The sequence below is a fragment of the Paenibacillus plantarum genome (assembly GCF_013141695.1).
In the GTDB taxonomy this organism is placed as follows: domain Bacteria; phylum Bacillota; class Bacilli; order Paenibacillales; family NBRC-103111; genus Paenibacillus_E; species Paenibacillus_E plantarum.
Window position 1 is genome coordinate 163,828 of sequence record NZ_WHNY01000004.1, and the last position, 12,213, is coordinate 176,040.

Genomic DNA, 12,213 nt, shown 5'->3' on the forward strand with positions numbered 1-12,213 from the left:
TTTACTATAATGACTTTTTGTGCGTTATCTTGCATATACAATATATTATACATACGGATGGTATATTGTACATATCTGTTTGAAAATATTTCGCAACTATGCTAAATTGGGTTTATACTTGAGGTACTTGTAGGAAGAGGAGAAATCAATGGATCAGGAGCAAATTCATAAGAAGATCGGAAAAAACCTTCAAAATATACGCAAAACAAGATCACTCAGTCTGGATCAGGTCGCAGAATTAACAGGCGTCAGCAAGGCGATGCTCGGTCAGATCGAGCGCGGTGATTCCAATCCAACAATTTCGATATTGTGGAAAATCGTAAATGGACTTCACATCTCCTTTACTTCGCTCATCGAGGACAATGTCCCCAAGGTGACCCATATCCAGCTCGATGAAATAGAACCTTTTCTAGAGGAGGATGGGAAATATCGAGCATTCCCTATCGTTCCCTTTGAGCAGAAAAAACAATTTGAAATCTACACCGTTGAAATTGAAGTCGGCTGTACCCATGCCTCAGAAGCTCATTATGATGGCGTGGAAGAATACATTTTGATGATCAGCGGTGCACTTCGACTCCGTATTCAGGATGAAACCTACGAGTTGAAGGCCGGAGACGCCATTCACTTTTCCGCCGATCAGCCCCATGTTTATGAGAACATCGCAGATGAGAAAACAAGGTATAACACGATCATTTGTTATCCTTTGTAAGGGGATTCTGGAGAAAAGAAAGAGCTTCTACAGGCAGATTGTTCTGCCGTGTAGAAGCTCTTTGACATATGTAAGTATTCACTATGACAGGCTACTATCCGATCCCTCGGTTTCAAGGGTTTATCTCACATATATTCATCAAAGGACTACAATAATAAATGTTTTAATTTCGTAAGGTTTAATTTCAAAACGAAGCTCTTCCCCATAGTTAGGCTCCTCTATTGGCCGCTCCATCAGGTCGCATTCTTGCCAAGAAATGATCTTCATTGCGCTTTCCAGAACAATCTCATTGCGCGCACCCGAATATTCATGAAGACGCAGGATCAGTACATCTTGGTCCTCTGCCTTCTTCACAGCGTCCACCATCACATGTCCACCCTTAGCTTTGAACAGGGACAAAGCCTCCCTGGAATGAGCAGTTCCTGGCGCAACCCGAAGCGGATTATTTAAATCCCAAGCAGCCTGGGCGGTGCCGCCTTCAAGCCAATCTCCTCGATGCGGAAATAAGGCATAGGTGAACAAATGCTCACCTAAATCTGCCGTTGGGTCTGGAACCATCGCCGATTTAATTAGCGTTAAGCGCATAACATGGTCTTTAATGTCATAGCCATATTTACAATCATTAAGCAAACTGACTCCATAACCGCGTTCTGACAAATCAGCCCACTGTTGGCCCACTGTCTCATAACGCGCGTAATCCCAGCTCGTATTCCAATGCGTTGGCCGCTTCACGTTACCAAATTGAATGTCAAAGGTGGCTTCCGTACTGCGCACCTTCACAGGGAAGGCTACTTTAAGCAGCTGACGTCGCTCCTGCCAATCTACCTTCGTATCGAAGTCGATTCTTCGGCTGTCGGCATATACGATCATCTGTTGTGTAATGGTCGATCTCCCATAAAGCCACTCGAAACAAAGGATAGCACGAAACGGGCCGCTTTCGACTAGACGAACCGATTGGAGATCTCCGATCACGCGCATTTTTTGCTGATAAAACAAATCAATATCCCAAGCTTCATGACGCCCCTTCGGCTTATCCTCGAACACTTGAAACACATTGCCGGCTTCTCCTTCAGCGAGCACTTCACGGTTCTCACGCTTGTCATAAATCCGTGTGAGGTGACCGGCGGAATTCCACTCAAGCTTGTAAAAAGGAGTCGACATCCAGTCATCACCATGTTCGAAAATATCTTTATGATCATCTTGAAGAGCAGCAGGGCTCGTCGAATAATAAATGGTAGAGTAACCCATAGACGGAATTTGTCTAACAGGGATCAACCACTGATCACCCGAATGGGTTGCGTTGAGCTTCACGCCTTCTTGGTCGGTCCATAAACCCGTCGCGGGCAATGAATCGCTTGACAGAGATACAACCCCATCACGATCCCAAAGGGCGCTGTTGAATACCAAGTAGCTCTTGATACCGTCAAGTTCACTCTTTGGATCAGCCATGGCTTCTGCTGCACGATGCCATACACGATGACCAAGCTCGAATGCTTCCGCATATTCCAGCCTGCAATCTTCATACACCTCACGAATGGAAGAACCTGGGATAATATCATGAAACTGATTACGCAAAATAATTTTCCAACCTTCGGCAAGATCTGATTGTCCATATTCCGTCCAATCGGAACGAAGCACGCTGTTCAAAGCACTTAACCATTCTGTCTCTCGGTATAGAAGCTCCAGCTTGCGATTCGCCCGCTTATTGTATGCTTGGCTCGTGTAAGTCCCGCGATGCAGCTCCAAGTAAAGCTCTCCATCCCATGTGTGCACATATTGATCTGTCTGATTGACCGTCTCTTTTAATTGTTCAAAATAAGCATCCGCCCGCCCTGTCGTCACCTTCGGTACACCCGGCATATTCTCAAGTCTACGTCGCATTTCGAGCATTTCGCGGTTCACGCCGCCTCCACCATCCCCATAACCGTAGGAAAGCAGTAACGATTGATTAAGTTCCTTATTGCGATAAGCTTCCCAAATCCCTTGTACAGAATGAGGCGTCACCTTTCCGTTGTATGTATAGAAGAAGGCACCCTCACTACCACCTGGGTCAGGTGTTGTAATGAAATGAGTGAGTACCTCACTGCCATCAATTCCTCTCCATTGGAAGGTGTCATGGGGCATTCGATTGTATTGGTTCCAGCTGATTTTGGTCGTCATGAACATATCGATGCCAAATTTCTTCAAAATTTGTGGCAGCGCCCAGCTATAACCGAATACATCTGGAAGCCACAAATATTTGCAATCAACACCGAATTCTTCTTTGAAGAAACGCATCCCGTACATCATCTGTCTGACGATTGATTCGCCCGACGTTAGGTTGCAATCGGCCTCAAGCCACATCGCACCTCCGGCCTCCCAGCGTCCCTCTTTCACCCTCATTCGGATTTGTTCGTAAATTTCTGGATAATCCGTTTTTATATAGTCATAAAGCTGCGGCTGGGTTTGCAAAAAAACATATTCCGGGTATTGCTCCATCAGACGGAGTACGGTCGAGAACGATCTAGCAGCCTTTTCACGTGTATGCTTTAGGCGCCATAGCCAAGCTACGTCAATATGCGTGTGACCTATGCATTGCACTGTTACGGGGTGCCGATTCGTTAACTGCGCTAGTTCACTTTGCAATGTATCTCTTGCTTCTGAGATTGAGGTATAGAAATCCTCAGAGCCCGGATAGGACCAATCAATCCGCAGAAAGGCACGATCTAGCGCCTTCGATAAATCGTGATAGTCCGGCGAATTCTCTTTTAGTCCCCTCACCGTATCTAAAGCTGCGCGAGCAGTAAAGAAAAGATCATCAGTTGCTTCATCCAACCAACCTATACGCGCGAGGCGCAGTGTATGTTCTATAGGAGCATCAGGAGCATAACCATTCAAACCGGACCAAAGCCGGAATTGAAGGCTTACCTTCGTTCCAATCAAATCGGGAGTGAAGAACACTTCCTCGTGATTGGAATCCACACCTTGATAGGGCTTGCCGTTCACAAATAGCAAGGACTCAAAACCGCTGTTGTGGCCTCCTCCAGTCTGACCGAAATTAAATCGTCCAAGCACATTACGACCTTCCCACGCGGAAGGAATCTCAATATCGATCGTTAGCCAAACGTAGTAATCACGTCCGGTCCAACGATCTCCTAGGCTCACTTCTTCCCACTGCCCCTCACATGAAGGGTAAGCTCCCACTATTCCCTCATGATCTACCTGCTTGCGAATATGTGTCAGCGTTTTTTCCCCACGATACCTGTAACCGCTTAACTCGTTTAGTCTTGCCTCCAGCTTTTCCATGATCCAAAACATGCCTATTCCCCCTATAACACGTGTTATGTAAGATGATAAAAAAGGGTAGGACTACCTGCTCCTACCTGTCATTACACTATCCCTCATCGATAGCTTTGCTGGTACCCATTGCTTTTCCTTGCTATCTATCGCTTGCTTCCCCTCGATGTACGTGATAATTCGGCTTGCTGCTGCTCGGCCCATATCTGAGTAGGGAACCTCTACAGCACTTAGTGCGGGAACCAAGAAAGCATTAACGCTTTCTGTGTTATCTGCTGCCATAATATGCACATCTTCACCGATGCGCAGACCTAGCTTATTGGCGGCACGGTATATATAAATAGCCCCTCTCGACCAATTGGAAAGGATAGAAACAGGCTTAGGCAGCATCTCCAGCCACTTCTCCCAATCCTTAGGCGTATAAAGCCAAGACTCTTCCTGGCGCAATTCTATAGAAGCCTCGAAACCGTGTTGGCTCATCCACTCCTGATAACCTTGCAGTCGTTCACGGTCTCCCCAATTCGGCTTATACTCAGACCCGCTATAAACCCCCAGATAAACTGGATGCAGTTTAGTTAGCGCCCACATGGCATTCAACGCGTCATGCACACTTTGTCTATAATCCATAAGAATCGAGGTCGTATTCGGGCTCTCTGGGTATCCTTCAACCGAAATGAAGGGAACTTGCTGATCATTCAGCTCCTTCTCCCAACTCTCATCAGCGTAGCCCGTCGTGTCTTTGGTCACGATGCCGTCAATTCGCTTGTGCATGAACAGCTCGATCAGCTCAGTTCGGTTTTCTACACCACACAGAAGGACGTGGTACCCTCTCTCTTTGCAAGCTTCCTGAAGCCCCTGCAGCATTTGTGTAAACATCGGGTTGCTTAAATCCCCATGCACACCGATACAGTAACTTCGGCCGGTTCTCATTCCCTTTGCCTGCGCATCAACCCGATAGTTCAGCTCCTCAATTGCGTCCAGAACCGCTTTTCGCTTCTCGTCGCCGACTCCGATACCGGGCGTGTTGTTAAGAACCGCTGACACAATGCTTCTGGACACCCCTGCACGTCTAGCTACGTCAAAACTGGTTACGCGCTTTGCCATTCAATCACCTTCTCCAGAACAAAATAACACGTGTTATAACACATGTCAATATTCATTTATGGATAAAAGAATACAAGTCACTACGTCTCTCAGGGGTACGATTGATCCTACCCGTTTGTTCTGGAGAAAGGGAAGCGTAATCGGTTATTCGAATATCGATGAGCTCGACAAGCTTTCTATCAAACTGAATTTGAACAACTGCCGGGTTCAAATTCCCGATTACCGTATCCTGTTTGTGGTGAGTATAGACCACATCCACGAGTGTTAGGGAAATTTCCAGAAAAGATGAAATATCGATTGGGATCCCATTCATCAACTTTCGTAATTCGATTCCCTCTGTTGGTGGAATGTTGGCCAATCCTCCTTCGTGACTCATTCGGGAGGTCATCAATATCTAAATTTGTCAGAATTTCACATAAGCAAGCAGTAAAAAAACAAGGCCCCCCCACTTTCGGGGTTGACCTTGTTTGGTCTAGAAACAAAAGAGCGATTAATTACATTAGATTAAAGCTGCAGCATAAACTTGAGAATGGTATCGTTCAATCCAGGCAATCCCTCATGTCCGAAGTCAGGATAAATTTCAAGTTGCTTACTCGCGATTATCTTGTTGTAGGCAGCAAACTGAGTCGAAGGTGGACAGGTGCTGTCCATTAAGCCAACGCCCATCAGCACATCTCCTTGGATGCGTGATGCTAAATACTGTATATCGATGTAACCAAGCTTCGTGAAGATTTCCTCTTCCTTCCGATGTTGAGGATCAAAATGACGAAAAAACGTTCGAAGCTCGTTATACGCATCTTTGGCAAGATCCATCTCCCATACCCGCTTGTAGTCGCATAAAAAAGGATAGACAAGTGCAAGCTTCTTAATTCGCGGTTCCAGCGCTGCGCAGGCTAAGGTAATCCCTCCGCCTTGCGAACCTCCGGTGACCCCGACTCGATTGGCATCGACTTCTGGCATGTCCATGACGATGCCAGCCGGATGCGGATGCGTATGATGTTTCGGACGTACATACTTCGCATGAATTCTCACCCCGCGCACACCGGTAAAATATAAATCAAAACAATCCGCAAACGGAACCTGAAATTTACTCTCTACCAGTGCAACATTCGCTGAGGTAGATTTCATTTCGCCCTGCGCTTGACGCCAGAACTCCTCAAAATCTGCGGTTTCGGGTCTCGCCCTGCATACTGGCGTAACTGCTCTAACGGCATATCCAAAATCGCCATGTTCTTCATTTCTCCAATTTGTTCAAACGGAAACCCTATGTGGCTTCTGTTTTAGGATTCGTAACATCTAATCTCGTAAACGGCGGCGCTAGGGTCGCCATTCGTCGCGTGAATGACAATTCTCAGCTTATCTGTCCTTATCTGTTGGCTCAATTCGTGTTTGCGATGCCGCTGATAATTCCCCTTTACCTCAAGCACTTGCTCCCACGCACCGTTTACAAATGCCTCAAGGCTGTAATCTTTCGGGCACTGCGGATCGCGATGGAATGGAGCATACCCATGATATTCCCAAAGGATATTACCTGGAAACGTTAGCTCAATCTGTCCAATAGATTGTTGCTCTTCCCATTTCAGTTCAAGCCACTGAGGAAGCGGTTCACTCGTATCAGAACGCCATAAGTTCGTATAACGATAAGGACGCGTTACTCCGTTGATAACGTGCTTAGGACTGTACGCGTACTGCGGAGGGTCAACTCGGAAGCTGCGTGTCGGCCCGTTCCAATCCCGACGCATCTTTCCTTGGCCCATTTCAAACGCACATGTATGACCTGGCACAATCCCGTCCCCGCAATGCCATGCAATTTGTGGATTCGCAAGTAAGTCCAAGCGAACATAGCTTCCTGACTTCAGCCCATCTGCTTTACTCAGCTGCACATCCCAATCAATCCATTGATATTTCCCTGGCATGATGTGCAGTTCTGTTGTGGCTATCGGCGGGTTCGCTTCGCAACGGTAATCCCAAATATGATCAACTGGGATAATTTGGGCTTCAACGATTTGAGGCGTGTCGCTCATATTCGTCACACAAACAGAAACCCGATTCAAGACTCCCTCCGAAATCGCAATCCATTGACCCTTTCGCTGGTGGAGAATCTCTTTATGATGCCCCAGTTCACCTGATTGGAGCAACTCCTTGTTCACTTCAGAGCCTCGACAAACCGCTTGGCTGCTAGCTGTAACGCTCGCGTTGCGTGCGAGGTCTAGCTCGTCCTCATTCTCCGTATTCAGCAGGAAGCAGCCGTCGCGCAATAACGTTTGCTTGACTTCACGAATTGCCTGACTCGGCAGGTCAGCAAGCGCTAAACCTTTTTGCAAAGCAATGGCTGCCGAGGTTCCAACTGCCTGCCCAATAAGTGCCGTCGTCGACATGACACGAACCGTCCCCAATGCGGCATGCGTCACACTTACGTTGCGTCCCGCCATCATCAGATTATCGATATCCTTAGCAATCATGATCCGAAGCGGAATACCATACGGCCCGCAATAGCTTTTAATCGCATATTCACTCGTTTCCGCGTATCCCTCCGCACTCGCGGGTTCTGCTGTCGGAGCAAGTAAACCGCCTGGTGTATGCAAGTCAATGAACCAACCACCGAAGGCGATCTCATCTGGAAATACCGTTTTGTTAGCCGGATCGTGTTCAGTCATGAAATATTGCCCGATAATTCGGCGGCTCTCCCTTTTACCTGGCACCTGTCCGACCCAGTCCAGCGCATAATTGGCCGCTTTTTCTTTCATCTCCGGATCCTTGTTTTTAATCCAGTCCCATATGCCAAGCGTATGACGCGTCAATTCGTGTCGAATATTCTCGGAATCGTAGATGGTATTCCACGGTACGCCGATCTCGATCCACCAGTATCCCCCATGCAGACTTTGAAAAGGCCTGCCCTGCTTGTAGAAGTAATCCGGATCTTCATGCTTGACCGCCCATTCCGGCGCCTGGAACGGAACCGGCCGCCCCATATCCTTGGCCCTGAAATGAATGGAATTTCCCATTGTATCTTTGCTTGCCTTAAGCGGAGCATGCGGTTCGTTAAATTCTTCAAAGCCCTCAGAACCCCACCGCCATTCGCAGCCAGCCTGATCGGCAACAATACCGTCACCAGTACAATCGACGAAAATTTTGCCTTCGATCGTAATTTCCGTTTCTGCATTAGCCACCCGTGCCACAACAGCGCTGATGGTACGATCACTGCTTTTTAACACGGAGACAATAGACGTATTTAAGTGAAATGACAAATTCGGCGTACTCATCGCCATATCATACATCGTCATATCCCAAACGCTATTCGTCCAGCCATTCTCAAGAATGGGTGCGTGGTTGCGCGCACGCTCTTCGATGAGCAATTCTGAAATGATGCCGGTTTCTCGCGCATAAGCATGAAAAGCAGCCGCTCCATGCGGTGTCACGCACACCTCCGAGGAACTGTTGCCACCAAATACAGGACGATCCTGAATGATGCAAGTTTGGGCTCCGTGCCTAGCTGCCGAGACGGCCGCACAAAAACCAGCCAAACCACCGCCGCAGACAACTACGTCGTATTGTTCCTGTTTTTTTACTATCAATCTCTCCACTCTCCAATTTCTATGTACGATGAACAAGCACGGAGAGAAGAAACAAGGTTCTCCCCTCCGTTTGGAAATTGTTGGATTAGTTTATATAACCAAGTTCTTTTAAGCGTTTTTGTGCCCCATCCAAATACAGATTATATTTGAATTTCGTTTCCAAATTCTTCAAGAATTCATCATATTTGTCCAACGAGGTTTTACCGTAAATAAATTTAGACAATTCTTCTTTAATAAATCGAGTGGCATCCGCAGTCATAAAGTCCGCTGGCGGGTTTAGAAGACCATTGTACGCTGTCATTCTCGGCTGTTTTTGCACAAAGTCAATTAATGGGGCTTGCGTTGGAAATTTCGTTTGCAAGTATTCCGCTTCAGGACGACCAGTCACTTGGTAGAGCCAAGTATAAGCCCCCTCTTTAGCTAATAGATCTGTCGGAACTACTTTTTCGCCATTTAACGTATAATGCCGTCCTTCCACGCCATAACTGACCAGACGATTTCCCTCTTTGGTGGATATATAATTAATATAATCAAAAATTTTATCTAGTTTGGCCGTATCCTTCTCTAAGGCTTTTGGAATTCCAAACAAAGTAAAGGACGTTCCTTTTCCTGTGGAAACATCATACTGGCCACCCGGCCCTTTAGGAGGTGCAATCTGCATCCACTCTGCCTTAGGATTGACCTCTTTAATTTGTTTCGCAGGTGCATCCTTCGCTAGGTCTGTCCATGAGAAGTTACCCATTCCAGCCTTACCTTGAATGGCCTTCTGAACATATTGCTGCCCCGTGGACGCAAGCAATTCAGGGTCTACAAGTCCTTCATCAATCATTTTCTTAATGAAAGCAAGCGCGTTTTTCATATTAGGATCATACAGTGAACTTACCATTTTATTGTCTTTAATATAGATTTCCGGCAAACTGTTGTTCGCAGTTGGAGAGCCGACACCAAACGCTCCATAAATAACAGAGAAAGCATCAAATCCTGCTCCCGTAATCGCATAGGTATCCTTTTTGCCATTTTTATCCGGATCATCATTCGTAAAGGCTTTCGCAACCGCATACAAATCATCCAACGTAACAGGTGCTTTCAAGTTTAAATTATCGAGCCAATCTTTGCGGAGCCAATAACTGTTGGAACCAACACCAGGTTTCTTCGTAATGGTGTATAACTTTCCGTCTACCTTATCGTTATTCAGTGTATCCTCGCCAACAAAGTCAGCAAATGGTTTCAACTTGGTTTTCAAGTAGGGGGTTAGGTCTATCAAACTATCCGTAGCAATGCTTTTAAGCAAGCTGTCTCTGTTCAAAATTTGATACACATCCGGTGCCGTCCCGCCAGCCAAACGCACATTCAATTGGTTCTGATAATCTTCATTTGTAGCTGGAGATGTTAAAATAAGATTTGTTCCTAATTTTTTATCCAATTCCGTCTTGACAAAGTCATCGCTAGAAGGCACATTCGTGCCCCATCCTACTTGCATCCATTCAATTTTGACTGGCGCTGATGGCGCTTTGCTTGCTGCTGGTGCATTGGTTGCAGCTGTTTGTTTGGTTTCTGCTCCATTAGAGCATCCGGCCATGATGACAGCAACTGGAATTGACATGGCTAGAAACGTCGTTAAGCCCCTTAATTTCTTCATCGTAATCAACCCTTCTATTTTTCTTATTTATTGAATTTGACAAACATCGGTAACGAAAAACCCAATACCTTGTCAAAATATCAACCCTTAATTGCGCCAAGCATCATGCCTTTAGTAAAATATTTCTGAATGAATGGGTACACGATAATCATCGGTGCACTCGCAAATATGACCACCGCCATCTGCAGCGTAGCGGAAGGCAACGTTGCCTCCGGATTTTCAAAAGCCTGATTGGACTGCAAAAGGATGGATCTGACAACGATTTGGAGCGGTTGAAGCTTAATCGGTGTCACATACAAAATTGCCTGGAAAAATTCATTCCAATGTCCGACCATATAAAAGAGGCTAACGGTCATAATGACAGGCATGGACAGAGGGACAATAATTTGCATTAAAATCCGTAACTCTTTAGCTCCATCTATATTAGCGGACTCAATTAGCTCCTCTGGCAAGCTTTCAATAAAGCTTTTTACGATCAAGACATTAAAACTCCAAATCGCTCCTGGGATGATCATAGCCCATACGCTATTCAGCAGCCCCAAATATTTAACGGTCAAGTAGGACGGAATGATCCCTCCGCTAAACAGCATAGTGAACACAATCATCAACAAGAAAAAACTACGACCAGGAAGCTTTTTTCTACTTAGTGGATAAGCCAGCAATATCGTTAGTATCATATTAACAATCGTGCCTACGACGGTAATAAAGAGCGTTACTCGAAACGCATCCGGTATACGTGGCATCGAGAATAGTTCTTTATACGCTGAGAAAGTAATTGATTTCGGTATAATGACAAACCCGCCATTTTTCAATAACTCAGAAAAAGGGGTGAGTGAAACCGAAAAAACATACAATAACGGAAATAAAGCAGCAATGCCGACAGCTATCAGAAAAGTAAAAATAAAACCGTCAAAAATCCGATCTCCTTTCCCCCTTACCATATACCTTCACCCCATTTTTTAGCGATTCGATTAGAAAGCAAGACCAACATACAGCCAATGATAGATTTGAATAAACCAACGGCTGCAGCCAAACTAAAATTCAACTGTTCAAGACCAGTACGGAACACCCATGTATCAATAATATCTCCCACGGAATACACATAACTGTTGTACAGGACATAGACCTGTTCAAATCCTGCATCCATAATACTCCCAAGTCTTAAGATTAAAAGGATCGTGATGATCGAGCGTAAATTAGGAAGCGTCACATGCCAAATGAGGCGAATCCGTTTGCACCCGTCTATTGTTGCTGCTTCATATAGAGAGGGATCGATGCCTGCGATTGCGGCCAGATAAATGATCGCTCCCCACCCCATATTTTGCCATATGTCCGAGCTCACCAGAATGCTTCTAAACCAACTTTCCGATGTCAGAAATGGAATGGCTTTGCCGCCGGCTTCAACAATCCATCGATTGAAAAGGCCGCTATCCTGTGATAACAACGCGATTAAAATCCCATAAATAATCACCCACGATAAAAAGTGCGGCATATAGCTCAAGGTTTGGATGATCCTTTTGAACCACGAGACCCTACATTCGTTCAGCAGTATTGCCAAAATAATGGGTGGAATCATGCCAAATATGAGTTTATAAAAACTAATTAAAATCGTATTCGTCAACAGTTGCGAAAAATAGGGTGAACTTACAAAAACCTCAAAATACTTATACCAGGGATCTGCCCAAGGGCTATTCAGAATACCTTTCGTAATGTTGTACTCTTTGAATGCAACGATAATCCCAAACATAGGCAAATACTTAAATATCACGTAGTAGAGGATACCAGGAAAAAGCATGGCATATAAAGCTCTATACTTCCATATTTTGAGCAAAAATTGTTTACCTACAAGTTTCCGTTCCACCTCATTAGATCGTTTTATCGCTAAGTCCTTTTGCATCTCCCGTTCCCTC

General features: G+C 45.6%; 8 protein-coding genes and 1 pseudogene. 1 reads left to right on the forward strand and 8 read right to left on the reverse strand.

Going from position 1 to position 12,213, the window contains the following annotated elements; genetic code table 11:
* Nucleotides 1-148: 148 nt before the first annotated feature.
* Nucleotides 149-709 (forward strand): helix-turn-helix domain-containing protein, encoded by a 561-nt coding sequence (locus tag GC096_RS00585; protein ID WP_171628361.1) that lies wholly within the window; start codon nt 149-151, stop codon nt 707-709.
* A gap of 138 nt (nt 710-847) precedes the next feature.
* On the opposite strand, the gene GC096_RS00590 is transcribed toward GC096_RS00585, so the two are convergent.
* From GC096_RS00590 to GC096_RS00625, 8 genes and pseudogenes are all read right to left on the reverse strand, one after another.
* Nucleotides 848-4,006 (reverse strand): alpha-mannosidase, encoded by a 3,159-nt coding sequence (locus tag GC096_RS00590; protein ID WP_171628362.1) that lies wholly within the window; start codon nt 4,004-4,006, stop codon nt 848-850.
* Nucleotides 4,007-4,057: 51 nt separating this feature from the next.
* Nucleotides 4,058-5,089, reverse strand: a complete 1,032-nt coding sequence (locus GC096_RS00595; protein ID WP_171628363.1) for a LacI family DNA-binding transcriptional regulator — start codon at nt 5,087-5,089, stop codon at nt 4,058-4,060.
* 52 nt (nt 5,090-5,141) lie between these two features.
* On the reverse strand, nt 5,142-5,465 hold the full coding sequence (locus tag GC096_RS00600) for a hypothetical protein (RefSeq protein ID WP_171628364.1): 324 nt from the start codon (nt 5,463-5,465) through the stop codon (nt 5,142-5,144).
* 128 nt (nt 5,466-5,593) lie between these two features.
* Nucleotides 5,594-6,318: pseudogene (locus tag GC096_RS00605) on the reverse strand (acetylxylan esterase).
* A 51-nt stretch (nt 6,319-6,369) separates the two neighbouring features.
* Nucleotides 6,370-8,664 carry an FAD-dependent oxidoreductase gene (locus tag GC096_RS00610; RefSeq protein WP_216625992.1) on the reverse strand — a complete coding sequence of 765 codons (2,295 nt, stop codon included), beginning with the start codon at nt 8,662-8,664 and terminating at the stop codon, nt 6,370-6,372.
* Between the two features lie 85 nt (nt 8,665-8,749).
* Nucleotides 8,750-10,303: a type 2 periplasmic-binding domain-containing protein gene (locus GC096_RS00615; protein WP_171628365.1), complete on the reverse strand. Its 1,554-nt coding sequence runs from the start codon at nt 10,301-10,303 to the stop codon at nt 8,750-8,752.
* A gap of 80 nt (nt 10,304-10,383) precedes the next feature.
* Nucleotides 10,384-11,244 (reverse strand): carbohydrate ABC transporter permease, encoded by an 861-nt coding sequence (locus GC096_RS00620; protein WP_171628366.1) that lies wholly within the window; start codon nt 11,242-11,244, stop codon nt 10,384-10,386.
* Entirely contained in the window at nt 11,238-12,200 is a 963-nt protein-coding gene (locus tag GC096_RS00625; protein WP_171628367.1) for an ABC transporter permease, read from the reverse strand. Before GC096_RS00625 ends, GC096_RS00620 begins: the two co-directional genes overlap by 7 nt.
* Nucleotides 12,201-12,213: the final 13 nt, after the last annotated feature.

Coding starts and splice junctions, on each gene's coding strand:
- GC096_RS00585 (WP_171628361.1), top strand. CDS start 149: ATGGATCAGGAGCAAATTCATAAGAAGATCGGAAAAAACCTTCAAAAT.
- GC096_RS00590 (WP_171628362.1), bottom strand. CDS start 4,006: ATGTTTTGGATCATGGAAAAGCTGGAGGCAAGACTAAACGAGTTAAGC.
- GC096_RS00595 (WP_171628363.1), bottom strand. CDS start 5,089: ATGGCAAAGCGCGTAACCAGTTTTGACGTAGCTAGACGTGCAGGGGTG.
- GC096_RS00600 (WP_171628364.1), bottom strand. CDS start 5,465: ATGAGTCACGAAGGAGGATTGGCCAACATTCCACCAACAGAGGGAATC.
- GC096_RS00615 (WP_171628365.1), bottom strand. CDS start 10,303: ATGAAGAAATTAAGGGGCTTAACGACGTTTCTAGCCATGTCAATTCCA.
- GC096_RS00620 (WP_171628366.1), bottom strand. CDS start 11,244: ATGGTAAGGGGGAAAGGAGATCGGATTTTTGACGGTTTTATTTTTACT.
- GC096_RS00625 (WP_171628367.1), bottom strand. CDS start 12,200: ATGCAAAAGGACTTAGCGATAAAACGATCTAATGAGGTGGAACGGAAA.